Below are 25267 nucleotides of genomic sequence, written 5' to 3' on the forward strand. Positions count from 1 at the left end.
AGGGGCACCCGTGTACTGGACGTACTCGGGTGCCCCGACAACGCCGCCAGGGGCGGCACCGGGCGCCGCGACCCCGGCAAGATCCGAAAGAGACGGCCAGGGCGCGCCGCGCTTCGAGGCGCCCGGACGGGCCTCAGGCGCTCTCGCGCGGGTCCTGCCGGAGCTGGGCCGCCTGGCCGCCCACCAGGGTCACACCGGCCGCGTGGAGCTCCTCCAGGGCCCGCGCGGTGGTGTGCGGGGACACGGCGGCCGTCAGGTCCAGCAGCACGCTGGTGGTGAAGCCGGCCCGGGCGGCGTCCAGGGCGGTGGCGCGGACGCAGTGGTCGGTGGCGATGCCGACGACGTCGACCTCGGTGACGTGCCGCTCGCGCAGCCACTGGGCGAGGCCCTCGCCGTTCTCGTCCTGGCCCTCGAACCCGCTGTACGCGGCCTCGTACGCCCCCTTGTCGAAGACGGCGGCGACGGCGCCGGACGCCACGGCGGGGGCGAAGTTCGGGTGGAAGCCGACGCCCTCGGTGCCCGCGACGCAGTGCACGGGCCAGGAGGTCTCGTAGTCCGGCTCGGCCGGCGGGCGGGCGAAGTGCGACCCGGGGTCGACGTGGTGGTCGCGGGTGGCGACGACGTGCCGGTAGCCGGGCGTGGCCTGGCCGATGAGCTCGGTGATGGCGGCGGCGACATCGGCTCCGCCGGTGACCGCGAGGCTGCCGCCCTCGCAGAAGTCGTTCTGTACGTCGACGACGATCAGTGCGCGGTGCATGTCGCGTGTCCTTAGGTCGATGTGATGTGCCGGTGCGCGTGGCTCCTCCCCCGCCCCACGCCTTCCCGAACCTGGGCCGTGAACGCGGCCGGGGCGCGGCCGGCGGGGCGGGGAGCGGCCCCCGGGGCCGGCCCGCCCCTCCCGTCGGCCGGCTACGCGTACTCGGTCGGGATCACGGCCTCGCCGCGCGACAGCTGCGTCGCCGACAGCGGCAGCCGACCGAGCACCGCCCGGTGCCGGTCCCGCACGGCCTCCAGCGGTTCACGAGCCACCACCTCGCCGCCCTTGACCAGCTGCACGAGCAGCTGCCGGTCGGCGAGCGCCGCCGGCACCGGGCCGGTGCCCAGGACCTCGGCCTCGGCCACGCCGTCGGCGTCCGTGCGACGGGCCGCCCACTTGCGGCCCCCGACGGAGGTCTTGCCGCCCGAGGACTTCTTCGCCACCGGAGCCAGCGCCGCCTTGGGGTCCGCGGACGTCGCCCGCGCCACCAGCTTGTAGACCATCGAGCACGTCGGGTGCCCGCTGCCGGTCACCAGCTGCGTCCCGACGCCGTACGCGTCCACCGGGGCGGCCGCCAGCGAGGCGATCGCGTACTCGTCCAGGTCCGAGGTGACCACGATCTTCGTCGCGGTCGCCCCCAGCTCGTCGAGCTGCTGCCGTACCCGGTGGGCGACCAGCAGCAGGTCGCCGGAGTCGATGCGCACCGCGCCGAGCCCGGTGCCGGCGACCTCCACGGCCGTGCGCACCGCCTCCGTGACGTCGTACGTGTCCACCAGCAGCGTGGTGCCGCTGCCCAGCGAGGCCACCTGCGCGGTGAAGGCGTCCCGCTCGTTGTCGTGCACCAGGGTGAAGGCGTGGGCGCTCGTGCCGACCGTGGGAATGCCGTACCGGAAGCCGGCGGCCAGGTCCGAGGTGGAGGTGAAGCCGCCCACGTAGGCGGCGCGGGAGGCCGCCACCGCCGCGAGTTCGTGGGTGCGCCGCGCGCCCATCTCGATGAGCGGCCGATCCCCGGCCGCCGAGGACATCCGGGAGGCCGCCGCGGCGATCGCCGAGTCGTGGTTGAGGATGGAGAGGATCACCGTCTCCAGCAGCACGCACTCGGCGAAGCTGCCCTCCACCCGCAGCACCGGCGAGCCGGGGAAGTAGACCTCGCCCTCGGGGTAGCCCCAGATGTCGCCGGAGAAGCGGTACGAGGCCAGCCAGTCCAGCGTCCGCATGTCGACGACGGCCCGCTCGCGCAGGAACTCCAACACGGCGGCGTCGAAGCGGAAGTTCTCCACCGCGTCCAGTACCCGACCGGTGCCGGCCACGACGCCGTAGCGACGCCCCTCGGGCAGCCGGCGGGTGAAGACCTCGAAGACCGAGCGCCGCTCGGCGGCGCCGTTGGCCAGGGCGGCTTGCAGCATCGTCAGCTCGTAATGGTCCGTGAAGAGCGCCGTCGACGGCACGTCCACCGGCAGGCCCAGGTCCGCAGGGTTCATGGCACGGATGCTAGCGCACATCTCGTCAAAGTGACGAGATGTGGGGGCCCGTTTGTGCGACCGGCCGGTCGCAGTGGCAGCATGGGACAAGTGAGTGTTGCTCCCGTAGAGATCGAACGCACCGAATCGGCTGAAGAGACCTTCGCGGTCCCCGAACCCGACGTCCCCTGGGTGACCCTGGTGCACAACGACCCGGTCAACCTCATGAGCTACGTGACGTACGTGTTCCAGGCGTACTTCGGCTATCCCAAGGACAAGGCGACCAAGCTGATGCTCGACGTCCACCGCAAGGGACGGGCCGTCGTCTCCAGCGGCACCCGCGAGGAGATGGAGCGCGACGTGCAGGCCATGCACGGCTACGGCCTGTGGGCGACGCTCACCCAGGACCGCAACTGATGAGCGGCGCGTTCGAACCCGCGCGGGACGGCGAGGGCGCCGCCGTCGCGTTGGAGGAGATCGAGATCTCCATCCTGCGCTCCCTGGCCGTGCAACTGCTGGAGCTGATCGGCCCGGGCGCACCCGAGCCGTCCCCCGACGCGGACCCGCTGGCCGTCCTCTTCGCCTCCGACGGCCCCACCGAGCCGCCGTCCGACCCGGCGCTGGCCCGGCTCTTCCCCGACGCGTACGGAGGCCCCGGCGCGCCGGAGCGGGGCGTGGACCCCGCCGAGCTGACCGCGCGGTCGGCGGAGTTCCGCCGCTTCACCGAGAACGACCTGCGCACCCGCAAGCGGGAGGACGCGCTGGCCGTCGTGCGCAGCCTGGACCGGCTCACCCCGGCCGGCGACGGCGCGGCGGTGCTGGAGCTGACCGGGGACCTGCGACTGCGCTGGCTCGGCGCCCTCAACGACCTGCGGCTGACCATCGCGGCCCGCCTGGACATCACCGAGGACGACGAGAGCGCCGTGCTGTTCCGGCTGCCGGACGACGATCCGCGCAAGCCGATGGTGATGGCCTACCTCTGGCTGGGCGGCCTCCAGGAAACGCTCATCGAGACCCTCTGAAGCACGGAGTCGTTCGCTCAGCGGACGCTCAAATCCGGATAACGATCAGATCACCACGATGCGGTGATCTGATCGCTTCAGGGACACAGTGTCCCGATTTTTTTATGCCCCGCGTCACATTTCTGCCGCTCCGGCACCCGTAAGCCCGTGATAAATCTTCACGACCGCCGACGGGGCGCCACCCATGTCCCCCGGCTCGCTTGAACCGGCTGATCGCCGGCGTGCAGCTCCATCCGTATCCGGGGGGATCGAGGACCCGATCCGCAGCCTTCGAAGGCGCGGGTCGGCGTGGAGAAAGGCGCACCAGACATGACCTCTGTGCAGGTCGAGCACGACAAGACGCCCGGCGAGGGCACCGGGGCCGAGGGCGGCGAGGGTTACCACCGCGCACTCGGCGCCCGCCAGATCCAGATGATCGCGATCGGCGGGGCCATCGGCACGGGCCTCTTCCTGGGCGCGGGCAAGGCCATCTCCAAGGCCGGCCCCAGCCTGATCCTGGCCTACGCCATCGCGGGCCTGGTCATCTTCTTCATCATGCGGGCCCTGGGCGAGCTGCTCATGTACCGCCCCGTGTCCGGGTCGTTCTCGGACTACGCCCGCGAGTTCCTCGGCCCCTTCTGGGGATACGTGACCGGCTGGACGTACTGGCTGTTCTGGGTGGTCACCGGCATCACCGAGGTCACCGCGGCCGCGCAGTACATGTCGTACTGGACCCATGACAGCTTCCCGCAATGGGCGTACGCGCTGATCTTCACGGTCATCCTCTACGGCGCCAACCTGATCTCCGTGAAGCTCTTCGGTGAGCTGGAGTTCTGGTTCTCCATGGTCAAGGTCACCGCCATCGTCGGCATGATCCTGATCTGCGCCGGCATCCTCACCATCGGCTTCTCCGACGCCGCCGACACGGCGACCGTCACGAACCTGTGGAACGACGGCGGCTTCTTCCCCAAGGGCATCGGCGGCACGCTGATGACCCTGCAGATCGTCATGTTCGCCTTCCTCGCGGTCGAGCTGGTCGGCGTCACCGCCGGCGAGTCCAAGAACCCCGAGAAGACCCTGCCCAAGGCCATCAACACCGTGCCGTGGCGCATCGCCGTCTTCTACGTCGGCGCGCTGATCATGATCCTGTCGGTCGTCCCGTGGCACGAGTTCCAGCCCGGTGTCAGCCCCTTCGTGGCCGCCTTCGAGAAGATGGGCCTCGGCGTCGGCGCCGCCATCGTCAACTTCGTCGTGCTGACCGCCGCCCTGTCGTCCTGCAACTCGGGCATGTACTCCACCGGCCGCATGCTGCGCGACCTCGCGCTCAACGGCCAGGGCCCGAAGTTCTTCACGAAGCTCACCAAGAGCGGCACCCCGCTGATCGGCACCACCTTCTCGGCCGCCCTGATGCTGGTCGGCGTCTGGATCAACTACGTCGCCCCCGGCAAGGCCTTCGACTACGTCGTCTCCTTCGCCACCATCTCGGGCATGTGGGCCTGGATCATGATCCTGGTCTGCCAGATCCGCTACCGCGCCAAGGCGGACCGCGGCCTGCTCCCGCAGTCCCCGTTCCGGGCGCCCGGAGCCCCGTACACGAGCTGGTTCGCGCTGCTCTTCATCGGCATGGTCATCGTGATGATGGGCGTCGACAAGGACGCGCGCGTCTCCCTGTACTGCGCCCCCCTGTGGGGCCTGATCCTGGGCGTCTCGTACCTGGTCATGAAGTCCCGCAACCCGGCGGGCGCCGCCTTCGGCAAGGGCGCCGAGCCCGCCCCGGTCGACGAGACCTCCAAGGGCGCGTAGCCCCTCAGACGGCCCCTCCGGGGCCTCGTGTCCGCCATTCGGGCCCGCTCGTACCACGCCTCGGTACGAGCGGGCCCGTCTGCTTATCCTGTCGGTCATGCTGACCCTCACCCAGGCGCTGTACGACCAGATCGTCGAGCACGCCCGCAAGGACCACCCCGACGAGGCGTGCGGGATCGTGGCCGGCCCGGCGGGCACCGGCCGCCCGGAGCGGTTCATCCCCATGCTGAACGCGGCCCGGTCGCCCACGTTCTACGAGTTCGACTCGAAGGACCTGCTCAAGCTCTACCGCGAACTGGACGACCGCGACGAGGAACCCGCGATCGTCTACCACTCGCACACCGCGACCGAGGCCCGTCCCTCGCGCACCGACATCACCTACGCCAACGAGCCCGGAGCGCACTACGTGCTGGTCTCGACGGCCGACCAGGACGGGCTCGGGGAGTTCCAGTTCCGCTCGTACCGCATCGTCGACGGGGTGGTCACGGAGGAGGAAGTACGGGTCGTCGAGGCCTACTGACCAGTATGTGAGCGGTATCGGTCCACGATGCGGGATCACACTCCAAACGGGGGACCGGGAATCGTTAACATGACCGCATGGTTTCCCACGACGTGAGCATCGAGACGCCCGGCAGGCTGCTGCTCGTGGCGCGGCTGCACGTCGATTTGTGCCGCCTCGCAAGCGCCATCTGTCCTGCTGCCTGAGCACCACAGCCCGCCGCGCCGGGCCCCCACGCGCGTTCCCACACTTCACGCTTAGACGACACTGGAGCCTGCCATGGCCATCGAGGTCCGCATCCCCACCATCCTCCGCACCTACACCGACGGCGAGAAGGCCGTCACCGGTGAGGGCAGCACCCTGGCCGACCTGTTCTCGGACCTGGAGACCCGCCACAAGGGCATCCAGGAGCGCATCGTCGACGAGTCCAAGGGCGGCGAGCTGCGCCGCTTCGTGAACGTCTACCTCAACGACGAGGACGTCCGCTTCCTCGCGGGCATCTCCACCGAGCTGAAGGACGGCGACAGCGTCACCATCCTCCCGGCCGTGGCCGGCGGCGCCGAGTAATGCGTTACGACTCCCCGCTCGCGGCCGTGGGCAACACGCCGCTGGTCCGGCTTCCCCGGCTCTCGCCCTCCGCCGACGTGCGGATCTGGGCGAAGCTGGAGGACCGGAACCCGACCGGCTCGATCAAGGACCGCCCCGCGCTCCACATGGTCGAGCAGGCCGAGAAGGACGGCCGGCTGTTCCCGGGCTGCACCATCCTGGAGCCCACCTCCGGCAACACGGGGATCTCGCTCGCCATGGCCGCGAAGCTCAAGGGCTACCGGATCGTGTGCGTCATGCCGGAGAACACCTCGCAGGAGCGCCGCGACCTCCTTCGGATGTGGGGAGCCGAGATCATTCCGTCCCCGGCGGCGGGCGGTTCGAACACCGCTGTGCGGGTGGCGAAGGAACTGGCGGCCGAGCACCCCGACTGGGTGATGCTCTACCAGTACGGAAACCCGGACAACGCGGGCGCCCACTACGCCACGACCGGCCCGGAGATCCTCGCCGACCTCCCGTCGATCACCCACTTCGTCGCGGGCCTGGGCACCACCGGCACCCTGATGGGCGTCGGCCGCTACCTGCGCGAGCACGTGCCCGGCGTCAGGATCGTCGCCGCGGAACCCCGCTACGACGACCTGGTCTACGGGCTGCGCAACCTCGACGAGGGCTTCGTCCCCGAGCTGTACGACGCGTCGGTGCTCACCACCCGCTTCTCGGTCGGCTCGGCCGACGCGGTCACCCGGACCCGGGAACTCCTGCGCGAGGAGGGCATCTTCGCGGGCGTCTCCACCGGCGCCGCCCTGCACGCGGCGATCGGCGTGGGCCGCAAGGCGGTCGCGGCCGGCGAGAGCGCCGACATCGTCTTCGTGGTGGCCGACGGCGGCTGGAAGTACCTGTCCACCGGCGTCTACACGGCCGAGACGACGGAGGAGGCCATCGAGGTCCTCCAGGGCCAGCTCTGGGCCTGAGCCCGACCGTCCCGTCCCCGCGTCCCGTCCCCGCCGGCCCGGCCCCGCGACCCGGCCCGCGGGGGTGGGATGCGCGGGCGGGACCCCACCCGCGCCGGCCCCACCGTCAGCCCGTTCCTCCGCCGAGCCCCTTGACCTCGTCCCACACCGTCGGGTCCACCACGCCCGACCGGCGCGCGAACTCCCACAGGGACACCTCCTGCGGCCGGTCCGCCTCCAGGAAGCTCTTGCGCCCCTGCGCCCCGACCACCCCCGGCGGCAACGGGATCACCCCCGCGTGCCGGTCGTCGTACTTGCGGGTGATCCACGCGACCCGCGCCCGCGCCGTACGGGCCCGTACGGACAACACCAGACACGGCCGGCCGTCCGCCAGGACCCACAGCTCACCCGGCCGCACCCGGGGCGGCGGCCCCGGACCGTGCGGCGTCACGGCGCCCCGCCCGACCCACCGGCGCGGCCCGGGGACCAGCACCAGCACGACCACGGCGACCGCCGCGGCCACGGCGGGCCACCAGGACGTGTCCATGTTCCGACCGTAGTCTCGCGGCCGCCCCCCGGCGCGGCAGCGGTGGCAACGTCCGTACCCGCCGTCGCTCCCCCGGGTGACAGCACAGGTGATTCGCCCCACAACGGCCCGCCGCGGAGGAGCGACCGGACGTTTCGCGCCTTACGCTCGACCCACGCACGGCCCGCATTCCGTCCACGGACCGTCCACGGAGGTTCACGCTCCATGAAGCTCACCGTCGTCGGCTGCTCGGGGTCGTTCCCGTCCGCGGAATCGGCCTGTTCGAGCTACCTCGTCGAGGCCGACGGCTTCCGGCTGCTCCTCGACATGGGCAACGGCTCCCTCGGCGCCCTCCAGCGGCACTGCGGCCTCTACGACCTCGACGCGATCTTCCTGAGCCACCTGCACGCCGACCACTGCATCGACATGTGCGCGTACTTCGTCGCCCGCTACTACCGGCACGAGGGCGGTCGCTGCGGAACGATCCCCGTCTACGGACCCGAGGGCACCGAACAGCGGCTCACCACGGCCTACGAGGACGTGCCCGACGCGAACTCGATGAGCGAGGTCTTCGACTTCCGCACCCTGAAGTCCGGCAGCTTCGAGATCGGCCCGTTCCAGGTCCGCACCGAGAAGGTCTGCCACCCCGTCGACTCGTACGCCATCCGCGTGGAACACGAGGGGCGCTCCCTCACCTACTCCGGGGACACCGGCACCTGCGCCGAACTGGGCCTGTTGGCCGAGGGCGCCGACCTGTTCCTGTGCGAGGCCTCCTTCACGCACGGCAAGGAGAACATCCCGGACCTCCACCTCAACGGCCGTGAGGCCGGGGAGTACGCGCGCGGCGGCAAGGTCGGTCGACTCGTCCTGACCCACGTGCCGCCGTGGACGGACGCCCGGCGCAACCTCGCCGACGCGCGCGCGGTCTACGACGGCCGGGTCGACCTCGCCCACCCGGGCGCCGTCTACGAGGTCTGACGCACCGGCGTCGTTGCCCGTTCCCCGCCCGTACGACGAAGCCCCCGCCCTCCCTTCCGGGAGCGCGGGGGCTTCGTCGTGCGAAGTGGCGCGGGGCCTACTTGGCCTCGGCCTTCTGCAGTTCGGCGAGCTCCTCGTCGGACTCGCGGCCCGGCGTCGGAAGGTTGAACTTGGTGATCGCGAAGCGGAAGACGAAGTAGTACAGGACCGCGAAGCACAGGCCGACGGCGACCAGGCCCCACGGGTTGTTCGCGATGCCCAGGTTCAGGAAGAAGTCGACCGCGCCGGCGGAGAAGCCGAAGCCGTCCCGCATGCCCAGGGCCCAGGTGAGGGCCAGGGAGACACCGGTCAGCACCGCGTGGATGGCGTACAGCACCGGGGCGATGAACATGAAGGTGAACTCGATGGGCTCGGTCACACCGGTGACGAACGCGGTGAGCGCGAGGGAGAGCATCATGCCGCCGACGACCTTGCGGCGCTCGGGGCGGGCGCAGTGGACGATCGCGAGACAGGCGGCCGGGAGGGCGAACATCATGATCGGGAAGAAGCCGGTCATGAACTGTCCGGCGGACGGGTCACCGGCGAGGAAGCGCGCGATGTCACCGTGGACGGCACCGTTGGAGGTGTCGAAGGAGCCGGCCTGGAACCACGGGAAGGAGTTCAGCAGGTGGTGCATGCCGATCGGGATGAGCGCGCGGTTGGCGACACCGAAGATGCCCGCGCCGACGGCGCCGGAACCGGTCAGCCACTCACCGAAGTTGTGCAGACCCGTGCCGAGGACCGGCCAGATGAGGCCGAAGACGATGCCGGTCACCAGACCCGCGAGGGCGGAGAGGATCGGGACGAGGCGGCGACCGCCGAAGAAGCCCGCCCAGTCCGGCAGCTTGGTCCGGTAGAACTTCTGGTAGAGCAGCGCGGTGATGACACCCATCACGACACCGCCGAGCACGCCGGCGTTGACCGGGGCGTCGACGTTGACGATCTTGCCGCCGACGACCTTGGCGACCTTCGGCAGGTTGCCGTCGGTGAAGGTGGCGAGCACCTTCTGGAAGACCAGGTAGCCGGTGACCGCGGCGAGGGCGGTCGAGCCGTCCGACTTCTTGGCGAAGCCGATCGCGATGCCGACGGCGAACAGCAGCGCCATGTTGTCGAGGATCGCGCCACCACCGGCGGCCATGTAGCCGGCGATCTTGAGGATGAACGTCGGGAAGACGTTCTTGTTGCCGAGCATGTCGTCCGCGCCCAGGCGGAGCAGGAGCGCGCCCGCCGGCAGCACCGCGACGGGGAGCATGAGGCTCCGGCCGATGCGCTGCATGACGGCCATCACGCCAGCGCCCTTCTTCGTTTCCGCAGCGGTGGCTGTGGACATGGTCTTCCTCCAGTGGGCAAGGCGCCGCCCGGGGACTGAAAAAGGGGGCTTGGCGGCGTCTCAGAAAGGGGGGACCCGGGGCCGGACAAGCCCTCATGGTCTACACCACTTAGTGGTGTAGACCAGTTGTAGCACGGTGAGGTCTACGTAAGGAACCCGTCATTTTCGTGGGGGAGAACACACGGGGGCACACACGGCAAAAGCCCCCGGATCCCTGAGGGTCCGAGGGTCTTGAGTCCGGGACTTGAGCCCGTCCTGCGACTATATCCACTGCTTTGGCAGTGTCGCGCCACCGGCCACCGGCCACCGGCCACCGGCCACCGGCCATCGGCGTGCGGGCCCCGGCGTGCGGGGCCCGCTCCCGCCGGGGCCGGCCGCTACGCCTTGGTGTTGTCCGCCTCCATCGCCTCGATCTCCTCGTCCGTCTCCCGGCCGGGCGTCGGGATGTCGAACCTGGTGATCGCGAAGCGGAAGACCGCGTAGTAGACCACCGCGAACCCCAGGCCGATCGGGATGATCAACCACGGCTTCGTCGCCAGTCCCCAGTTGATGACGTAGTCGATCAGGCCGGCCGAGAAGCTGAAGCCGTCGTGGACGCCGAACGCCCACGTCACCGCCATCGACACACCCGTCAGCAGCGCGTGGATCACGTACAGCAGGGGGGCCACGAACAGGAACGAGTACTCCAGCGGCTCCGTGATGCCGGTGACGAAGGACGTCAGGGCCACCGACAGCATCAGGCCGCCCACCTCCTTGCGGCGCGCCGGCTTCGCGCAGTGCGTGATGGCCAGCGCCGCCGCCGGGAGCGCGAACATCATGATCGGGAAGAAGCCGGAGAGGAACTGCCCGGCGTTCGGGTCGCCCGCCAGGAACATGGCGATGTCACCGTGGACCACCTGCCCGTCCGGCTTGGTGTAGCTGCCGAACTGGAACCACACCGGCACGTTCAGGAACTGGTGCAGGCCGATCACCAGCAGCGCGCGGTTCGCGACGCCGAAGATGCCCGCGCCCCACGAGCCCAGTCCCACCAGCCAGTCGGAGAAGCTCTCCAGCGCGTCACCGATCGGCGGCCAGATCCACAGGCAGATGACGGCGAACCCGATCGCGACGAACGCCATGATGATCGGGACCAGGCGCCTGCCGTTGAAGAAGCCCAGCCAGTCGACCAGCTTCACCCGGTGGTAGCGCTGCCAGAACCAGGCGGACAACAGGCCCATCACGATGCCGCCGAAGACCCCCGGGTTCTGGAAGGTGTACTCGGCGAACGCGCCGTCGGCCCCCAGACAGCCGCCCCCGATGTCGCGCGTCCCCTCCGGGCAGGGCTGGGGGAAGGCCCGCAGCACGCTCCGGTAGACGAGGAAGCCGACGACCGCGGCCAGGGCGGTCGAGCCGTCCGCCTTCTTGGCCATGCCGATCGCGACGCCGATGCAGAACAGGAGGGGGAGGCCCAGGTCGGCGTTGAGCAGGGAGCCGCCCGCACTCGCCATGACCCTGGCCACGTCGTTCCAGCCCAAGCCCTCCGCGCCGAACACGTCGGGCTGGCCGAGCCGGTTCAGGATCCCCGCGGCGGGCAGCACGGCGATGGGCAGCTGGAGGCTGCGTCCCATCTTCTGCAGTCCCTGGAAAAGGCCGTTCCACCACTGCTGTCGTGGCGCTGCCGCAGCGCTGCTCGTGCTCATCGGCGTCCTCCCTGGCCGGCCCGTTTTGGCAGTCGCCCCACGTGCGGCACACTGGTGTAGACCACTTGTGATGCGATGGCATTTCACCCGCCCGGAGGGCAGGTTGATGTTGATCGTCATCATTCGGCAGATGCCAGGCACGCGCTCGTGTAGATGGGCCAACCGTGAGTTACCGTGACGAAGCGGAGCTCCCGGGTGGGTAGTCAGGCATCCGGCCGCCGAGACTCGTTCTTCGTAAAACTCAGGGAGAAACACATGGCCACCAAGGCTGAGAAGATCGTCGCCGGGCTCGGCGGTATCGACAACATCGAAGAGGTCGAGGGCTGCATCACCCGCCTGCGCACCGAGGTCAAGGACCCGGGTCTGGTCGACGAGGTCGCGCTGAAGGCCGCCGGCGCCCACGGCGTCGTCAAGATGGGCACCGCGATCCAGGTCGTCATCGGCACCGACGCCGACCCGATCGCCGCCGACATCGAAGACATGATGTGAGCTGAGCGCACCCGCTCCGCACCCCCGTGCGCGCGCCCGGCGCGCGGACGAACAGGACCCCGTACCGGACCCTCCCGTACGGGGTCTTCCCGTTCCGCCGCACCGACTAGGCTCGCCACCATGTCTCGCATCGACGGCCGCACGCCCGCACAGCTCCGCCCGGTCACCATCGAACGCGGATGGAGCAAGCACGCAGAGGGCTCCGTCCTCATCTCCTTCGGCGACACCAAGGTCTTCTGTACCGCCTCCTTCACCGAAGGCGTCCCGCGCTGGCGCAAGGGCAGCGGCGAGGGCTGGGTCACCTCCGAGTACTCGATGCTGCCCCGATCGACCAACACCCGCGGCGACCGCGAGTCCGTCCGCGGCAAGATCGGCGGCCGCACCCACGAGATCTCCCGCCTCATCGGCCGCTCGCTGCGCGCCGTCATCGACTACAAGGCCCTCGGCGAGAACACCATCGTCCTCGACTGCGACGTCCTGCAGGCCGACGGCGGCACCCGCACCGCCGCCATCACCGGCGCCTACGTCGCCCTCGCCGACGCCGTCGCCTGGGGCCAGAAGAAGAAGCTGATCAAGGCCGGGCGCAAGCCCCTCGTCGGCACCGTCGCCGCCGTCAGCGTCGGCATCGTCGACGGCGAGCCCCTCCTCGACCTCTGCTACGAGGAAGACGTGCGCGCCGAGACCGACATGAACGTCGTCTGCACCGGCGACGGCCGCTTCGTCGAGGTCCAGGGCACCGCCGAGGGCGAGCCCTTCGACCGCAAGGAACTGAACGCCCTCCTCGACCTGGCCGCCGGCGGCTGCGCCGACCTCCAGGCCCTCCAGCTCGGCGCCCTGGAGCTCCAGACTCCGTGACGGCAACCGTCGGGCCTCGCCCGGCGTCTACGCGGATACGCGGTACGGGCGCACGGTGTCACCACCGTGCGCCCGTCCACGTGTCCGCGCATCCGGGTATCCGCGCTCGTGTACCCGGGGCATCCACGACTCCCGGGGGGACCCGCATGAAGCTCTCGCCCAAGCCGAAGCACCGCATAGCCGCCGTCGCCATCGCGGCCGCCCTCGCCATCCCGGCCCTCACCTCCTGCGACGCCATCTCCACCGCGATGGACTGCGCCAACACGGCCGTGGCCATCGCGGACAGCGCCAACGACCTCCAGCAGGCGGTCTCGCAGGCGGGCAACAGCCCGCAGGACGCCCAGAACGCGCTCAACGCCATCGACACCAACCTGAAGAAGATCGGCGACCAGACGGACAACGCCGACCTGAGCAAGGCCATCGACTCGATGACCGCCGCCGTGAAGAACGTCCGCACCTCCATCGAGAACGGCAACGTCAACCCCGACATCCAGCCGGTCGCCGACGCCGCCTCGGAGATCTCCAAGGTCTGCACCCCCGGCTGACCCGTCGCCGGGCACCGCGGGGCGACGCGGGATAATCGGCGCATGACGACCTCGCCGCGCCTGATCCTCGCCACCCGCAACGCGGGCAAGATCTCCGAACTCCACGCCATCCTGTCCGACGCCGGCCTGCCCCACGAGCTGGTCGGCGCGGACGCGTACCCGGAGATCCCCGACGTCAAGGAAACCGGCGTCACCTTCGCCGAGAACGCCCTGCTCAAGGCACACGCCCTCGCCCGGGCCACCGGCCTGCCGGCCGTGGCCGACGACTCCGGCCTCTGCGTGGACGTCCTGAACGGCGCCCCCGGGATCTTCTCCGCCCGCTGGGCCGGCGCCCACGGCGACGACAAGGCCAACCTGGACCTGCTCCTGGCCCAGATCGGGGACATCGCCGACGAGCACCGCGGCGCCCACTTCGCCTGCGCCGCCGCCCTCGCCCTCCCGGACGGCACCGAACGCGTCGTCGAAGGCCGGCTCCCGGGCACCCTGCGCCACACCCCGGCCGGCGCCGGCGGCTTCGGCTACGACCCGATCCTCCAGCCCTCGGGCGAGACCCGCACCTGCGCGGAACTCACCGCGGCGGAGAAGAACGCCATCTCCCACCGCGGCCAGGCCTTCCGGGCCCTGGTCCCGGTCATCCGCGAACTGCTCGGATAGCACAAAGGGCCTGTGAATCGTTCTGCGATTCACAGGCCCTCACGGTGCGGCGGAAGGGATTCGAACCCTCAAGCCGTTTCACGGGCCACAGATCCTAAGTCTGCTGCGTCGCCGTTGCGCCACCGCCGCCAACCGCCTGCCATGATAGCGGGCGGCCGGCGGCCCCCGCCGACGCGTTCGGCCGGCACGCGGCGACGGCCTCACCGGTGCCATGTGAGGGTGGTCGCGCGGCAGTTGGGGCAAGGCGGTCGACGGCCCCCGCGCCCGCCGGAATCAGATGCCCAGGTCCTTGATGATCTTGGCGACGTGGCCGGTGGCCTTGACGTTGTAGAAGGCGCGCTCGACCTTGCCGTCCTCGTCCACGACCACCGTCGAGCGGATCACGCCGGTGACCGTCTTGCCGTACAGCTTCTTCTCGCCGAAGGCTCCGTACGCCGTCAGGACCTCCTTCGCGGGGTCGCCGACGAGGGTCACCTTCAGGCTCTCCTGCTCGCGGAACCTCGCCAGCTTCTCCGGCTTGTCCGGGGAGACGCCGATGACGTCGTAACCCGCCTGGGCCAGTACGGCCAGATTGTCCGTGAAGTCGCACGCCTGCTTCGTGCAGCCCGGGGTCAGGGCGGCCGGATAGAAGTACACGATGACCTTGCGGCCCTTGTGGGAGGCAAGCGAGACCTCGTTGCCGTCCGCGTCGGGCAGGGTGAAGGCGGGGGCGGTGTCGCCCGGCTCAAGTCGCTCGCTCATGTCAGGAGTCTCCTCGGGAGGGGATCGGTACGGTCCGAGACTAAGCTGACAGACTGTTCATGGTGGGCTACGCCCCCTCAACGACCGACCACGACGACGGAGGCAGCGCGGTGCCGGAAGCCAGGACCCCCGCACAGGAAGCCAGGACCCCCGCACAGATCGAGGCGGACATCGTCCGCCGCCGCGAGCAGCTCGCCGAGACGCTCGACGAGATCGGTGTACGCGTGCACCCGAAGACGATCGTCGGGGACGCCAAGGCCCGGGTGGTCGGCGTCGTCGATCACACCGCCGGGCGGGCCGTCGTCGCCGCGAACCGTCTGGTGACGGACGTGAAGGGCGGCCTGCGGCACGACGACGGAGCGCCGCGCCTCGAACGGATCGTGCCGGTGGCGCTGTTCGCGGTCGGTGTCGTCGGACTGGTGGTACTGGCCGTGCGCCGCAAGCGCTGATGGCCCGGCGTCGTACACGGCGCGCGCGGGCGGGTAGGTTCGGGGCGTGAGCGACGACACCACCACCCACGACAAGCTGCCCATCCGCATGCTGCACGACCGCGTGCTCGTACGGTCCGACTCGCCCGAGGGCGAGCGGCGCTCGGGCGGCGGCATCCTGATCCCGGCGACGGCCGCGGTGGGCAAGCGGCTCGCCTGGGCCGAAGTCGTCGCCGTCGGACAGAACGTCCGGGGCGTGGAGCCCGGCGACCGGGTGCTGTACGACCCCGAGGACCGCGCCGAGGTCGAGGTGCGCGGGGCGACGTACGTGCTGATGCGCGAGCGGGACCTGCACGCGGTGGCCGCGGAGCGGCTCGCGGGGTCCGAGGACTCCACGGGGCTGTACCTGTAGGAGCGCCACGCGCGCGGCGAAGGGCTGGTGGCCGAGGTCACCGGCCCTTTTCGTCGTCTTTTGCTACGGTGGGAAAGAACCCCGACGAGACGCGCCGTACCGGGTGGCCTTGGCTGTACGACAAGACGACGCACCCCGTTCGCTCTCGTTCCGGAGGTGCCTGTCATGGCCTGGGTTCTGCTCATCGTCGCCGGTCTGCTCGAAGTCGGCTGGTCGATCGGCATGAAGTTCACCGAGGGATTCACCCGGCTGTGGCCGAGTGTGTTCACGGGCGCCGGGATCGTCGCCAGCATGGTGCTGTTGTCCTACGCCGCCAAGACCCTGCCCATCGGCACGGCCTACGGGGTCTGGGTGGGCATCGGCGCGGCCGGCGCCGCGGTGCTGGGCATGGCGGTGCTGGGCGAGCCCGTCACCGCCGCCCGGATCTTCTTCATCTGCCTGCTGTTGGTCGCCGTGGTCGGCCTGAAGGCGACGTCCGGTCACTGACCGCCGACCGGACGCCGCCCCGCCGCGGGCGTCATTCCAGATAGTCCGCCGGGGGGCGGCCCCGGAGGGTCCCGCCCTGACTCGGGCCGCCCGGGGTCTGATCGCCCCGGGTGTCGCCCCCGGTGCTCTGGCCGCCCCGGGTCGGGCCGCCGGCGGTGTCGCCCCCGGTGGTCTGGCCCGCGGTGTCCTGTCCGCCGTTGGTCTGGCCGCCCTGGGTGTCGCCCCCGGTGGTCTGTCCGCCGTTGGTGTCGCCGCCCGTGTTCCGGCCCCCGTTGGTCTGTCCCTGGTCGCGGCCCTGGCCCTCGTTCCGCCCCTGTCCCTGCGTCTGCCCCTGGTCCCGGCCGCCCCGGTCCCCGCCGTCGGTCGGCCGGGCGGGCCGGCTCGGCGGTACGGGCGCCACGGGGGTCCGGCTACCCGGGGGCTGCGGGCGGCCCGGCTCGACGTCCGGCGCGGGGGGTGGGGCCGCGCCCTCCTGGAGTTCGAGGTCGAAGTCGACGGGGTCCGTGGTCTCCAGGGCCGTCTTCGTGTACGCCGCCCAGATGCGCGCCGGGTACCCGCCGCCGCCGATGCGGTTCTCGCCGAGGGCCCCGTACAGGGACTCCAGCCTGCCCGTGTCGGGGTCCTGGCCCATCATCGACACCACCGTGACCAGGTCCGGGGTGTACGCGGCGAACCACGCGGCGCGGTCCAGTTCGGCGGTGCCGGTCTTGCCGGCCGCCGGCCGGCCGGCGGCGAGGGCCGCCGTTCCCGTGCCGTTGTCCACCACGCTGACCAGCATCGAGGTGGTGGTGTCGGCCGATTCGCGGCTGACGGCCTGCTGTGGGGTGCGGTCGGGCAGGCGGACGGCGTCGCCGCCCTTGCTGATCTTCTCCAGGAAGGTGTACGGGGTGCGGCGGCCGTGGTCCGCGAGCGTCGCGTAGGCCTGGGTCATGTCGAGGACGCTGGCCTGGATGGTGCCGAGCGCCATCGCCGGTCCGGGATCCCAGTTCGGGGTGTCCGCGGGGATGCCGAGGGCGACCGCGGTCTCCTTGACCTTGTCGGTGCCGACGTCGACGACCATCTGCGCGAAGACGGTGTTCACGGAGAGGTCGGTGGCGGTGTTCACGGTGATGTTCCCGTACGACAACCGCCCCTCGTTCTCGGGTGCGTAGACCAGCCTGGTGCCCACGACGCGGCGCTTGTCGTCGCCGTTGTACAGGGTGTTCGGGGTGATGGGACGGCCGTCCTGGGTGCGGGAGCCGTTCTCGACGGCGGCCGCGAACACGAACGGCTTGAAGGTGGAGGCCACCTGGTGGTCGTGCCGGGTCGCGTTGTTCACGTACTGCCGGGTGTAGTCGATGCCGCCGTACAGGGCGACGACCTTGCCGGTGGCCGGGTCGATGGAGACCCCGCCGGCCCGCACGACGCGGTCGGCCTTGCGCGCCTTCGGGTCGAGTTTGGCGACCAGCTCGCCGTCGACGGCGGCGACGAAGGCGTTCTGGCGGCGCCTGTCGATGGTCGTGGTGATCCGGTAACCCCCCTCGGCGAGGGTCTTGTCGTCGAGGATCCCGCGATCGACGACGTAGTCCTTGACGGCCTCCACGAGGTAGCCGCGCTGCCCGGAGAGCCCCGCCGCCGGCCGGAGCTTGCCGGGTTCGGGGAACCGGGCCGCCGCGCGTTCGGCCGGGGTCATCCAGCCCTTCTTCACCATGCCGTCCAGGACGTAGTTCCAGCGGGCGACGGCCCGGCCGCGGCTCTGCGGGTGGGCGACGACGTCGAAGGCGCTCGGGGAGTTGAGAAGGGTGGCGAGGTAGGCGCCCTCGGCGGTGCCGAGGGCGGTCACGTCCTTGCCGTAGTAGGCCTGGGCTGCGGCCTGGACGCCGTAGGCGTTGCGGCCGAAGTAACTGGAGTTCAGGTAGCCCTCCAGGATGTAGTCCTTCGACTTCTCGCGCCCGAGTTTGATCGCGATGAAGAACTCCTTGGCCTTCCGCTTCACCGTCTGTTCCTGGCCCAGGTAGTAGTTCTTGACGTACTGCTGGGTGATGGTCGAGCCGGACTGCCTGCCCTTGCCGGTGAGCGTGTTCCAGGCGGCGCGGAGCATCGCCTTGGGGTCCACCGCCCGTTCGGAGTAGAAGTCCCGGTCCTCGGCGGCCAGTACGGTCTCCTGGACCGTGCGCGGGATCTGGGAGAGCGCGACGTTGACCCGGTCGACCTCGCCGTCACGGGCGAGCGGGGAGCCGTCGGCGTAGAGGTAGACGTTGGACTGGGCGGTGGCGGCGGCGTTGGCGGGCGGGATGTGGACCAGCAGGTAGCCGGCGATCAGGGCCCCGCCGACCAACAGGGCGAGCAGCAGGATCCCGCCCAGGAGCATGCGCCAGGTGGGGACGATCCGGCGCCAACCGGTGCGCCCGCGTCCGGACTTGGCCGACTGCGGGCCGGTGTTCACGGCCGCGTTCCCGGCGGTGTTCGCGGCACCGTCCCCGTCCCGGTGCGTGCTCCCGGGGCCGCGTCCGATGCTCGGCGTCGGTGGTGGTTCGTCGGGGGAGTCCGGGTCGCGAGGAGTCCAGCCCGGGGGTGGTGACTGGTCGCTCATCTCCTGGGCTCCTCGCGGCCGCCTTGCCAAATGTCCACATCTGTCCCTCATGGTGTCTACCCGATGGCCGGTGATTCCGCGTCGGACGGGCATAAAACGGTCGCGTGGATCGCCCCTCCGCACTAAGCTCGCGCGCTTTGGCCGACACAGGAACGACGTGGGAAACGGAGGGATACGGTGCGTCAGAGAGCTGCTCTCTACACGGCCGTCGCGGCCGGCGGATTCCGGCGCTACGCCACCTACGGGACGGCGACCGCCGCCGGTGTGTTCACCAACACCGTGTTCGGTTTCATCGTCGCGTACACATACATCGCGCTCTGGGACGAGCGCCCCGGCCTCGGCGGGTACGACCAGGCCGAGGCCCTCACGTTCGTCTGGGTCAGCCAGTCGCTGCTGGCGGCCGGCGCGCTCATCGGGGGCGGGTTCCAGGAGGAGATCCAGGAGCGGGTCCGCACGGGGGACATCGCCGTGGACCTGTACCGCCCGGCGGACCTCCAGATGTGGTGGCTCGCCTCCGACCTGGGCCGGGCCGCCTTCCAACTGCTGGGGCGCGGGGTGCTGCCGATCGTGGCCGGCGCGCTCGCGTTCCGGCTGGCGCTGCCGACCGACCCGTGGCGCTGGCTGCTCATCCTGGTGTCCGTGACGCTCGGGCTGGTGGTCGGCTTCGGGGTGCGCTACCTGCTCGGGCTGGCAGCCTTCTGGCTGATGGACGGGACCGGGATCAACATGATGGCGACGGTCGTGTCGATCTTCTGCTCGGGGATGCTGCTGCCGCTGACGGTCTTCCCGGGCGCCTTCGGGGAGTTCGTCCGGGCCCTGCCGTGGGCGGCGATGCTCCAGGTGCCGATGGACGTGCTGATGGGCAAGCACTCCGGGGCCGGCGACGCCGCCGGGGCGTTGGCGTTCCAGGTGTTCTGGGCGGTCGTCCTGCTCGGGCTCGGACGACTGGTCCAGGCCGCGGCGACGCGCAAGGTGGTGGTCCAGGGTGGCTGAGGCGACGCTGGAGCGGCCGCCGGTCGGGGCGCGGGAGGTCCCCGGGCGCGGACGCGTGCGGGAGGGGCTGCGCGGCTACGGGCTGATCGCGGCGATGTGGATCCGGTCGACGATGACGTACCGGACGTCCTTCCTGCTGTCCACCTTCGGGAACGCGGCGATCACCCTGCTCGACTTCGTGGGGATCTACATCATGTTCTCGCACGTGGACGAGCTGGGCGGCTTCACCCTGCCCGAGATCGCCCTGCTGTACGGCTCCTGCTCGGCCTCGCTGGGCCTGGCGGACCTGCTGTTGGGCAACACCGACCGGATCGGCGTCCGGATCCGGGACGGCTCGCTCGACACGATGCTGGTCCGGCCGGTGCCGGTGCTCGCGCAGGTGGCGGCGGACCGGTTCGCGTTGCGACGGGTGGGGCGGATCGCCCAGGGGCTGGGCGTGCTGACCTGGGCGCTGTGGACACTGGGCCCCCAGGTGACGTGGACGCCCGGGAAGGTGCTGCTGGTACCGGTGATGATCACGGCCGGTGCGGCGATCTTCGGGGCGGTGATGGTGGCCGGGGCGGCGTTCCAGTTCGTCGCGGGGGACGCGGCGGAGGTGCAGAACTCCTTCACGTACGGCGGCTGCACGATGCTCCAGTACCCGCCGACCGTCTTCGCGAAGGACCTGCTGCGCGGGGTGACCTTCATCGTGCCGCTGGCCTTCGTCAACTGGCTGCCCGCGCTGCACGTGCTGGGGCGGCCCGATCCGCTGGGCCTGCCGGGATGGGCGGCGTACCTGAGTCCCCTGGTGGCCTTCGTGGTGTTCCTGCCCGCGTCGCTGGCGTGGCGCGCGGGAGTTCGTTCGTACCGCAGCACGGGGAGTTGAGCAGGGATGGCAACGGACACGTTGATCTCGCTGGACGGGGTCGAGAAGGTCTTCGACGTACGGCGCCGCGTGGGCCTGGTGCGTCGGGAGAAACGTCGGGTCAGGGCCGTGGACGGGATCAGCTTCGAGGTCGCCCGGGGCGAGGTGGTCGGCTACATCGGGCCGAACGGCGCCGGCAAGTCCACCACGATCAAGATGCTGACGGGGATCCTCACCCCGAGCGCGGGCCGGCTGCGTGTGGCCGGCATCGACCCGGCGCGGGAGCGGATGCGGCTCGCGCACCGGATCGGCGTGGTGTTCGGGCAGCGCACCACCCTCTGGTGGGACCTGCCGCTGAAGGACTCGTACGGGCTGATGCGGCGGATGTACCGGATCCCGCCGGGGCGGTTCAAGGAGAACCTGGAACGCTGCGTGGACCGCTTGGACCTGGCCGAGCTGCTCGACGTACCGGTACGCCAACTGTCCTTGGGGCAACGGATGCGCGGCGACATCGCGGCGGCGCTGCTGCACGATCCGGACGTGCTGTACCTGGACGAGCCGACGATCGGCCTCGACGTGGTGAGCAAGGCGAAGGTGCGCGGTTTCCTGCGGCAGTTGAACGAGGAACTCGGCACGACGGTCCTGCTGACCACGCACGACCTGCAGGACATCGAGCAGCTCTGCGAGCGGGTGATGGTGATCGACCACGGGCGGTTGATGTACGACGGCCCGCTCGGCGGGTTGCACACCTCGGTGGCCGGCGGCGAGGGCGAGCGGACGCTCGTGGTGGACCTGGAGCGGGAGGTCCCGCCGATCGAGGTGGTCGGGGCGCGGGTGGTGCGGGTGGACGGGCCCCGGCAGTGGCTGGCGTTCCCGGCGCGTGCGTCGGCGGCGCCGCTGGTGGCCGCGGTGGCGGCGCAGTACCCACTGGTGGACCTGTCGGTACGGGAGCCCGACATCGAGGACGTGATCGCGCGGATGTACGCGGGGCGGGGGTGAACTCGGGGTGAAGCCCGGGTCGGGCGGCCTCCTCGGGCCGTACACCTCGCCGGGATCACTGCATAGGCTGGGCCACATGAGTGACGATCGGCCGGAAAGGCCGTTGCCGGAACTGAGGGCGTCCGATGCCGACCGGGACCGGGTGGTGGAGCGTCTGCGGGACGCCGTCGCCGAGGGCCGGCTGGACATGGAGGAGTTCGAGGAGAGGCTGGAGGTCGCGTACACGTCCCGCACGTACGGAGAGTTGGAACCGCTGACGCGCGACCTGCCCGCGGAGCCGGGAGCCGCGGCCCCCCTGGCGTCCGGGCAGCCCGCGCCCGCCGGCTCCGGTGTCGCCTGGCCCGCGCGGATCGGCGGCTCGGGCACCTCCGCGACAGCCGTCGCCGTGATGTCGGGATTCCAGCGCAAGGGGTACTGGACGGTGCCCGCGCGCTTCAACGCGGTGGCGTTCTGGGGCGGCGGCGAGCTGGACCTGCGGGAGGCGAACTTCGCGCAGCGCGAGGTGGTGATCACCTGCCTGGCCGTCATGGGTGGCATCGAGATCACCGTGCCGCCGGGCGTGGAGGTGGACGTACGGGGCATCGGGGTGATGGGAGCCTTCGACCAGCGGCTCACCTCGGATCCCGTGGAACCGGGCGCTCCGCGGGTGGTCGTGACGGGCCTCGCCTTCTGGGGCGGAGTCCAGGTCAAGGTCAAACCGCCGAAGCAGCCGAAGCAGGCGCGCGGCGGGAAGCCCCGCAAGGAGCTGTAGGGCGGACGCCGCGGGTCGGGGGGCGTTCGCCCGGATCGCCGACGGTCGTCCCTCGGGGGGACCGGTACGGCGCGCCGGGAACTCCTCGGGCCTCCCGGGAGTCGGATGCTATGCAGACAAAACCGGCCACCGGGGGAAGGCAGGAGCACGTGGAAGACGTGGACAACCGCGACAAGGCGCACGTCGGGGCCGCCGCCCCGGCCGTACCACCCGCCCGAGGCACGTTCGTGTTCAACGCGGCGGACGAGGAGCGGCAGCGGGGCGTACGCCGGATGAAGACCACCGCCACCGGTCTGCTGATCCTGGTGGCGCTGGTCTACGTGCTCGCCACGTGGGCCGAGCACAGGGGTGCGGGCGGCTGGGCCGGGTACGTCGCGGCGGCGGCCGAGGCGGGCATGGTCGGCGCGCTCGCCGACTGGTTCGCGGTCACCGCGCTGTTCCGGCGGCCGCTGGGCCTGCCCATCCCGCACACCGCGATCATCCCGACGAAGAAGGACCAGCTCGGCGTCTCCCTCGGGGAGTTCGTCGGGGAGAACTTCCTCTCCGCGGAAGTGGTGCGGGCCCGCCTCGGCGCGCTCGGCATCGGCGGCCGGCTCGGGTCCTGGCTGGCGGAGCCCGCCCACGCCGACCGGGTCACGGCCGAGTTGGCCACCGCACTGCGCGGGGCCCTGACCGTCCTGCGCGACGCCGACGTCCAGGCCGTCGTCGGCGAGGCGATCACCAGACGGGCCGAGTCCGCCGAGATCGCTCCCGGCATCGGCAAGACGCTGGAGCGGGTCGTCGCGGACGGTGGGCACCACCGCGGCGTCGACCTGATCTGCGTCAAGGCGCACGACTGGCTCGTGCTGCACGGGGACTCGGTCATGGACGCGGTGCAGGGCGGCGCCCCCGGCTGGACCCCCCGGTTCGTCGACCGCAAGATCGGCGACCGGGTGTACAAGGAACTGCTGCGCTTCGTCACCGAGATGCGCGACATGCCCGAGCACCCGGCGCGGGCCGCCGTGGACCGGTTCCTGAAGGACTTCGCGACCGATCTGCAATCGGACACCGACACCCGGGCGCGGGTCGAGCGCCTCAAGAACGAGATCCTGGCCCGGGGCGAGGTACAGGACGTGATCGCCTCCGCCTGGACCGCGATCCGGTCGATGATCCTCTCCGCGGCGGAGGACGAGCAGAGCGAACTGCGCCTGCGGGTGCGGTCCTCCCTGATGTCCCTGGGCGCGCGACTGGCCACGGACGGCAGGCTCCAGGGCAAGCTGGAGGGCTGGATCGAGGGCGCGGTGGTGTACGTGGTCACCACCTACCGGGCCGAGATCACCTCGCTGATCACCGACACGGTGGCGGGGTGGGACGCGGAGCACACCTCGCGGAAGATCGAGGCGCACATCGGTCGGGACCTGCAGTTCATCCGGATCAACGGCACCGTCGTGGGCGCGTTGGCGGGACTGCTCATCTACTCGGTGTCGAAGGCGTTCGGGGCGTAGGCCCTGTCGTCGCGGTGACACCCGGCCCGGCCGCGGGCCCCGCACCCCGAACGGAGCCGGGGCCCGCCGGGCCGGGTCAGCCCCGGTCGGCCACGGCCCAGGCGGCGGCCGCGACCACGCCCGCCGCGCCGACGACGGCCGGCCAGGCGCCGACCTTCCGGGCCAGGGGGTGGGCGCCCGCGAAGCCGGCCACGTACAGTGCGCCGAGTCCGGCCGCGGCGGGCGCGCCGGCCCGGCGGTGCCACTCACGGCCGGCGGCGATGCCGGCGGCGCCGAGGACGACCCCGCCCAGGGGGCGCTTCCCGGTCCACCGGGCGACGGCGTAGCCGCCCACCAGCCCGGCCGCCGCCACCAACGAGGTCGGTACCCGCTCCATGTGTCCCACTCCCTCTGCGCGTTCTGACGTGGCCGCCCCGCACGGCCCGGTGCTCCGGCAGTCCGGCGGCCCGGCGGTCCGTGGGTACGGCTGTTCCCACGAGGCTAACGCGAGCGCCGGGCCATCCGACGGGCACCCAGCGCCCCGCACACCATCACGATCCCGCCGATCACCGAGTCCGGCACCGCGGCCTGCACCGCACGCGGCAGCAGGGCCACGCACCCGAGCACGAGGAGGAAGGCGAGAACGCACCCGCCGACCGCACGCAACAGTCTGTCCACGGCTGGACAACGCGCCGTCCGGTTTCCCGACACGCAGACCGGGGAGGGGATTTGTCGCACACTCTCCTGATCCGCGTGATGCCCGTCCCGGCAACCCGAAGCGCATAAATTCGCTCTCCCAAGACAAACGGGAAATTCCCCACCACGGCCCTCGGGTCACCACGGCCCTCGGGCCACCACGCCCCCCGGTTCCCGTCCGCGGGAACCGCCACCCCCACCGCCCCACCTCGACATCAGGAGCCCGGACATCGTGATCTGCTACGGACAGGCCGTCCTCGACCTCGCGGACGAACTGGTCGACGCCTACGCCGACGTCTTCTCCGCCCCACCGTGGAACGAGGATGAAGAAACCATTCGCCTGTTCGCGGCCCGCCTCCCGGCGGACGCCCGGCGCCGTGGCTTCCGTACCGCCCTCGCCCAGTCCGCGACCGGCATCGACGGCTTCGCCACCGGCTGGCTCACCCCGACCGTCTTCCCCAAGAACCGCGCGTACGCCCAGGTCGCCGCCCAGCTCGGACCGGCCCGGGTGAAGGAACTCCTCACCGGCGCGCTGGAGATAGACGAACTCGCCGTGCGCCCCTACGCGCGCGGGCGCGGCACCGCCCGCGACCTGCTCACCGAGATCACCGCCGACGCCCCCGACCGGCGCGCCTGGCTGCTGACCTCCCGACTGGCCCGCGACACCGTGGCCACGTACCGGCGCCTGGGCTGGCACGAGGTCACCGCGCTCCCCGGCACCGAGACCGGCGTCGTCGTCTTCCTGGCCCCGGACCACCCGAACCGCTGATC

The 25267-nt window shown here is 71.1% G+C and carries 30 protein-coding genes, 1 tRNA gene and 1 riboswitch; of the genes, 21 read left to right on the forward strand and 10 right to left on the reverse strand.

Going from position 1 to position 25267, the window contains the following annotated elements:
• Window positions 1–133: 133 nt before the first annotated feature.
• Together ACIRO3_RS09025 and ACIRO3_RS09030 are read right to left on the reverse strand one after the other, a co-directional pair.
• Entirely contained in the window at window positions 134–757 is a 624-nt protein-coding gene (locus tag ACIRO3_RS09025; RefSeq protein WP_366149718.1) for a nicotinamidase, read from the reverse strand.
• 152 nt (window positions 758–909) lie between these two features.
• Window positions 910–2238 carry a nicotinate phosphoribosyltransferase gene (locus ACIRO3_RS09030; protein WP_365997713.1) on the reverse strand — a complete coding sequence of 443 codons (1329 nt, stop codon included), beginning with the start codon at window positions 2236–2238 and terminating at the stop codon, window positions 910–912.
• Window positions 2239–2319: 81 nt separating this feature from the next.
• Between ACIRO3_RS09030 and clpS the strand changes: the two genes are divergently transcribed.
• From clpS to ACIRO3_RS09065, 7 genes are all read left to right on the forward strand, one after another.
• Window positions 2320–2634 carry an ATP-dependent Clp protease adapter ClpS gene (clpS, locus tag ACIRO3_RS09035; protein WP_267802824.1) on the forward strand — a complete coding sequence of 105 codons (315 nt, stop codon included), beginning with the start codon at window positions 2320–2322 and terminating at the stop codon, window positions 2632–2634.
• Window positions 2634–3239: a DUF2017 domain-containing protein gene (locus tag ACIRO3_RS09040; RefSeq protein ID WP_404134178.1), complete on the forward strand. Its 606-nt coding sequence runs from the start codon at window positions 2634–2636 to the stop codon at window positions 3237–3239. The genes clpS and ACIRO3_RS09040 overlap by 1 nt, the downstream gene beginning before the upstream one ends.
• A gap of 309 nt (window positions 3240–3548) precedes the next feature.
• Window positions 3549–5021 (forward strand): amino acid permease, encoded by a 1473-nt coding sequence (locus tag ACIRO3_RS09045; protein ID WP_361771687.1) that lies wholly within the window; start codon window positions 3549–3551, stop codon window positions 5019–5021.
• A 97-nt stretch (window positions 5022–5118) separates the two neighbouring features.
• Window positions 5119–5541, forward strand: coding sequence for a M67 family metallopeptidase (locus ACIRO3_RS09050; RefSeq protein ID WP_365997716.1), 423 nt, complete (start codon window positions 5119–5121; stop codon window positions 5539–5541).
• Window positions 5542–5618: 77 nt separating this feature from the next.
• Window positions 5619–5726, forward strand: a complete 108-nt coding sequence (locus ACIRO3_RS09055) for a putative leader peptide (RefSeq protein ID WP_311736929.1) — start codon at window positions 5619–5621, stop codon at window positions 5724–5726.
• Window positions 5727–5799: 73 nt separating this feature from the next.
• Window positions 5800–6087: a MoaD/ThiS family protein gene (locus ACIRO3_RS09060; protein ID WP_361771685.1), complete on the forward strand. Its 288-nt coding sequence runs from the start codon at window positions 5800–5802 to the stop codon at window positions 6085–6087.
• Window positions 6087–7037, forward strand: coding sequence for a PLP-dependent cysteine synthase family protein (locus ACIRO3_RS09065; protein ID WP_053683079.1), 951 nt, complete (start codon window positions 6087–6089; stop codon window positions 7035–7037). The genes ACIRO3_RS09060 and ACIRO3_RS09065 overlap by 1 nt, the downstream gene beginning before the upstream one ends.
• Window positions 7038–7143: 106 nt before the next feature.
• On the opposite strand, the gene ACIRO3_RS09070 is transcribed toward ACIRO3_RS09065, so the two are convergent.
• Complete coding sequence (locus tag ACIRO3_RS09070) at window positions 7144–7563, reverse strand: hypothetical protein (protein WP_404134182.1); 420 nt, start codon at window positions 7561–7563, stop codon at window positions 7144–7146.
• A gap of 204 nt (window positions 7564–7767) precedes the next feature.
• Here ACIRO3_RS09070 and ACIRO3_RS09075 point away from each other — a divergent pair, with 204 nt between their 5' ends.
• A complete protein-coding gene (locus ACIRO3_RS09075) occupies window positions 7768–8520 on the forward strand; it encodes an MBL fold metallo-hydrolase (protein ID WP_404134185.1) in 753 nt (250 codons plus the stop codon).
• Window positions 8521–8617: 97 nt separating this feature from the next.
• On the opposite strand, the gene ACIRO3_RS09080 is transcribed toward ACIRO3_RS09075, so the two are convergent.
• Entirely contained in the window at window positions 8618–9889 is a 1272-nt protein-coding gene (locus ACIRO3_RS09080) for a PTS transporter subunit EIIC (RefSeq protein WP_404134188.1), read from the reverse strand.
• A 377-nt stretch (window positions 9890–10266) separates the two neighbouring features.
• Entirely contained in the window at window positions 10267–11568 is a 1302-nt protein-coding gene (locus ACIRO3_RS09085) for a PTS transporter subunit EIIC (RefSeq protein ID WP_365997720.1), read from the reverse strand.
• Window positions 11569–11763: 195 nt separating this feature from the next.
• On the opposite strand from ACIRO3_RS09085, the gene ACIRO3_RS09090 reads away from it, so the two are divergent.
• From ACIRO3_RS09090 to rdgB, 4 genes are all read left to right on the forward strand, one after another.
• On the forward strand, window positions 11764–12057 hold the full coding sequence (locus ACIRO3_RS09090) for a glucose PTS transporter subunit EIIB (RefSeq protein ID WP_404134191.1): 294 nt from the start codon (window positions 11764–11766) through the stop codon (window positions 12055–12057).
• Window positions 12058–12177: 120 nt separating this feature from the next.
• On the forward strand, window positions 12178–12912 hold the full coding sequence (gene rph, locus ACIRO3_RS09095) for a ribonuclease PH (protein WP_361771680.1): 735 nt from the start codon (window positions 12178–12180) through the stop codon (window positions 12910–12912).
• Window positions 12913–13058: 146 nt separating this feature from the next.
• Window positions 13059–13457 (forward strand): hypothetical protein, encoded by a 399-nt coding sequence (locus ACIRO3_RS09100; protein WP_366149716.1) that lies wholly within the window; start codon window positions 13059–13061, stop codon window positions 13455–13457.
• Between the two features lie 42 nt (window positions 13458–13499).
• Window positions 13500–14111, forward strand: coding sequence for an RdgB/HAM1 family non-canonical purine NTP pyrophosphatase (gene rdgB / locus ACIRO3_RS09105; RefSeq protein ID WP_365997722.1), 612 nt, complete (start codon window positions 13500–13502; stop codon window positions 14109–14111).
• A gap of 45 nt (window positions 14112–14156) precedes the next feature.
• On the opposite strand, the gene ACIRO3_RS09110 is transcribed toward rdgB, so the two are convergent.
• Together ACIRO3_RS09110 and bcp are read right to left on the reverse strand one after the other, a co-directional pair.
• Window positions 14157–14240: transfer RNA gene (locus tag ACIRO3_RS09110), tRNA-Leu, on the reverse strand.
• A 144-nt stretch (window positions 14241–14384) separates the two neighbouring features.
• Window positions 14385–14852, reverse strand: coding sequence for a thioredoxin-dependent thiol peroxidase (gene bcp, locus ACIRO3_RS09115; protein WP_404134196.1), 468 nt, complete (start codon window positions 14850–14852; stop codon window positions 14385–14387).
• A 59-nt stretch (window positions 14853–14911) separates the two neighbouring features.
• Between bcp and ACIRO3_RS09120 the strand changes: the two genes are divergently transcribed.
• The 3 genes from ACIRO3_RS09120 to ACIRO3_RS09130 all read left to right on the forward strand — a co-directional run bounded on the left by ACIRO3_RS09120 (window position 14912) and on the right by ACIRO3_RS09130 (window position 16178).
• Complete coding sequence (locus tag ACIRO3_RS09120) at window positions 14912–15301, forward strand: DUF3618 domain-containing protein (protein WP_361771676.1); 390 nt, start codon at window positions 14912–14914, stop codon at window positions 15299–15301.
• A gap of 88 nt (window positions 15302–15389) precedes the next feature.
• A complete protein-coding gene (locus ACIRO3_RS09125; protein ID WP_267801653.1) occupies window positions 15390–15692 on the forward strand; it encodes a co-chaperone GroES in 303 nt (100 codons plus the stop codon).
• Window positions 15693–15744: 52 nt separating this feature from the next.
• A riboswitch (guanidine-III (ykkC-III) riboswitch) is annotated at window positions 15745–15827 on the forward strand.
• Window positions 15828–15857: 30 nt separating this feature from the next.
• A complete protein-coding gene (locus ACIRO3_RS09130; RefSeq protein ID WP_266947600.1) occupies window positions 15858–16178 on the forward strand; it encodes a multidrug efflux SMR transporter in 321 nt (106 codons plus the stop codon).
• Between the two features lie 31 nt (window positions 16179–16209).
• Here ACIRO3_RS09130 and ACIRO3_RS09135 read toward each other — a convergent pair whose 3' ends face one another.
• Window positions 16210–18750: a transglycosylase domain-containing protein gene (locus tag ACIRO3_RS09135; protein WP_404134199.1), complete on the reverse strand. Its 2541-nt coding sequence runs from the start codon at window positions 18748–18750 to the stop codon at window positions 16210–16212.
• A 177-nt stretch (window positions 18751–18927) separates the two neighbouring features.
• Between ACIRO3_RS09135 and ACIRO3_RS09140 the strand changes: the two genes are divergently transcribed.
• The 5 genes from ACIRO3_RS09140 to ACIRO3_RS09160 all read left to right on the forward strand — a co-directional run bounded on the left by ACIRO3_RS09140 (window position 18928) and on the right by ACIRO3_RS09160 (window position 23821).
• The gene (locus tag ACIRO3_RS09140; RefSeq protein ID WP_404134202.1) at window positions 18928–19743 is read left to right on the forward strand and encodes an ABC transporter permease; all 816 of its coding nucleotides are present in this window, start codon (window positions 18928–18930) and stop codon (window positions 19741–19743) included.
• Window positions 19736–20608 carry an ABC transporter permease gene (locus tag ACIRO3_RS09145; protein WP_404134205.1) on the forward strand — a complete coding sequence of 291 codons (873 nt, stop codon included), beginning with the start codon at window positions 19736–19738 and terminating at the stop codon, window positions 20606–20608. The genes ACIRO3_RS09140 and ACIRO3_RS09145 overlap by 8 nt, the downstream gene beginning before the upstream one ends.
• 6 nt (window positions 20609–20614) lie before the next feature.
• Window positions 20615–21586 (forward strand): ATP-binding cassette domain-containing protein, encoded by a 972-nt coding sequence (locus ACIRO3_RS09150; protein ID WP_404134208.1) that lies wholly within the window; start codon window positions 20615–20617, stop codon window positions 21584–21586.
• A 76-nt stretch (window positions 21587–21662) separates the two neighbouring features.
• On the forward strand, window positions 21663–22337 hold the full coding sequence (locus ACIRO3_RS09155; protein ID WP_404134211.1) for a DUF1707 domain-containing protein: 675 nt from the start codon (window positions 21663–21665) through the stop codon (window positions 22335–22337).
• Window positions 22338–22447: 110 nt separating this feature from the next.
• The gene (locus ACIRO3_RS09160) at window positions 22448–23821 is read left to right on the forward strand and encodes a DUF445 domain-containing protein (protein WP_404134213.1); all 1374 of its coding nucleotides are present in this window, start codon (window positions 22448–22450) and stop codon (window positions 23819–23821) included.
• 76 nt (window positions 23822–23897) lie between these two features.
• On the opposite strand, the gene ACIRO3_RS09165 is transcribed toward ACIRO3_RS09160, so the two are convergent.
• Window positions 23898–24197 carry a hypothetical protein gene (locus tag ACIRO3_RS09165; RefSeq protein WP_361771670.1) on the reverse strand — a complete coding sequence of 100 codons (300 nt, stop codon included), beginning with the start codon at window positions 24195–24197 and terminating at the stop codon, window positions 23898–23900.
• A gap of 104 nt (window positions 24198–24301) precedes the next feature.
• The gene (locus ACIRO3_RS09170) at window positions 24302–24478 is read right to left on the reverse strand and encodes a hypothetical protein (protein WP_365997729.1); all 177 of its coding nucleotides are present in this window, start codon (window positions 24476–24478) and stop codon (window positions 24302–24304) included.
• Window positions 24479–24728: 250 nt separating this feature from the next.
• On the opposite strand from ACIRO3_RS09170, the gene ACIRO3_RS09175 reads away from it, so the two are divergent.
• Window positions 24729–25265, forward strand: coding sequence for a GNAT family N-acetyltransferase (locus ACIRO3_RS09175; protein WP_361771668.1), 537 nt, complete (start codon window positions 24729–24731; stop codon window positions 25263–25265).
• Window positions 25266–25267 lie beyond the last annotated feature (2 nt).

Origin of the sequence: Streptomyces sp. NPDC102278 (genome assembly GCF_044766345.1) — a bacterium.
Lineage (GTDB): Bacteria > Actinomycetota > Actinomycetes > Streptomycetales > Streptomycetaceae > Streptomyces.

Bases quoted from the DNA above. Each gene is read 5' to 3' on its own strand.
- clpS (WP_267802824.1), top strand. From the start codon at position 2,320: ATGGGACAAGTGAGTGTTGCTCCCGTAGAGATCGAACGCACCGAATCG.
- ACIRO3_RS09065 (WP_053683079.1), top strand. From the start codon at position 6,087: ATGCGTTACGACTCCCCGCTCGCGGCCGTGGGCAACACGCCGCTGGTC.
- ACIRO3_RS09155 (WP_404134211.1), top strand. From the start codon at position 21,663: ATGAGTGACGATCGGCCGGAAAGGCCGTTGCCGGAACTGAGGGCGTCC.
- ACIRO3_RS09075 (WP_404134185.1), top strand. From the start codon at position 7,768: ATGAAGCTCACCGTCGTCGGCTGCTCGGGGTCGTTCCCGTCCGCGGAA.
- ACIRO3_RS09030 (WP_365997713.1), bottom strand. From the start codon at position 2,238: ATGAACCCTGCGGACCTGGGCCTGCCGGTGGACGTGCCGTCGACGGCG.
- bcp (WP_404134196.1), bottom strand. From the start codon at position 14,852: ATGAGCGAGCGACTTGAGCCGGGCGACACCGCCCCCGCCTTCACCCTG.
- ACIRO3_RS09055 (WP_311736929.1), top strand. From the start codon at position 5,619: ATGGTTTCCCACGACGTGAGCATCGAGACGCCCGGCAGGCTGCTGCTC.
- ACIRO3_RS09085 (WP_365997720.1), bottom strand. From the start codon at position 11,568: ATGAGCACGAGCAGCGCTGCGGCAGCGCCACGACAGCAGTGGTGGAAC.
- ACIRO3_RS09080 (WP_404134188.1), bottom strand. From the start codon at position 9,889: ATGTCCACAGCCACCGCTGCGGAAACGAAGAAGGGCGCTGGCGTGATG.
- ACIRO3_RS09130 (WP_266947600.1), top strand. From the start codon at position 15,858: ATGGCCTGGGTTCTGCTCATCGTCGCCGGTCTGCTCGAAGTCGGCTGG.
- ACIRO3_RS09050 (WP_365997716.1), top strand. From the start codon at position 5,119: ATGCTGACCCTCACCCAGGCGCTGTACGACCAGATCGTCGAGCACGCC.
- ACIRO3_RS09060 (WP_361771685.1), top strand. From the start codon at position 5,800: ATGGCCATCGAGGTCCGCATCCCCACCATCCTCCGCACCTACACCGAC.
- ACIRO3_RS09125 (WP_267801653.1), top strand. From the start codon at position 15,390: ATGCTGCACGACCGCGTGCTCGTACGGTCCGACTCGCCCGAGGGCGAG.
- ACIRO3_RS09120 (WP_361771676.1), top strand. From the start codon at position 14,912: ATGGTGGGCTACGCCCCCTCAACGACCGACCACGACGACGGAGGCAGC.
- ACIRO3_RS09045 (WP_361771687.1), top strand. From the start codon at position 3,549: ATGACCTCTGTGCAGGTCGAGCACGACAAGACGCCCGGCGAGGGCACC.
- ACIRO3_RS09135 (WP_404134199.1), bottom strand. From the start codon at position 18,750: ATGAGCGACCAGTCACCACCCCCGGGCTGGACTCCTCGCGACCCGGAC.
- ACIRO3_RS09100 (WP_366149716.1), top strand. From the start codon at position 13,059: ATGAAGCTCTCGCCCAAGCCGAAGCACCGCATAGCCGCCGTCGCCATC.
- rph (WP_361771680.1), top strand. From the start codon at position 12,178: ATGTCTCGCATCGACGGCCGCACGCCCGCACAGCTCCGCCCGGTCACC.
- ACIRO3_RS09150 (WP_404134208.1), top strand. From the start codon at position 20,615: ATGGCAACGGACACGTTGATCTCGCTGGACGGGGTCGAGAAGGTCTTC.
- ACIRO3_RS09165 (WP_361771670.1), bottom strand. From the start codon at position 24,197: ATGGAGCGGGTACCGACCTCGTTGGTGGCGGCGGCCGGGCTGGTGGGC.
- rdgB (WP_365997722.1), top strand. From the start codon at position 13,500: ATGACGACCTCGCCGCGCCTGATCCTCGCCACCCGCAACGCGGGCAAG.
- ACIRO3_RS09160 (WP_404134213.1), top strand. From the start codon at position 22,448: ATGCAGACAAAACCGGCCACCGGGGGAAGGCAGGAGCACGTGGAAGAC.
- ACIRO3_RS09070 (WP_404134182.1), bottom strand. From the start codon at position 7,563: ATGGACACGTCCTGGTGGCCCGCCGTGGCCGCGGCGGTCGCCGTGGTC.
- ACIRO3_RS09025 (WP_366149718.1), bottom strand. From the start codon at position 757: ATGCACCGCGCACTGATCGTCGTCGACGTACAGAACGACTTCTGCGAG.
- ACIRO3_RS09040 (WP_404134178.1), top strand. From the start codon at position 2,634: ATGAGCGGCGCGTTCGAACCCGCGCGGGACGGCGAGGGCGCCGCCGTC.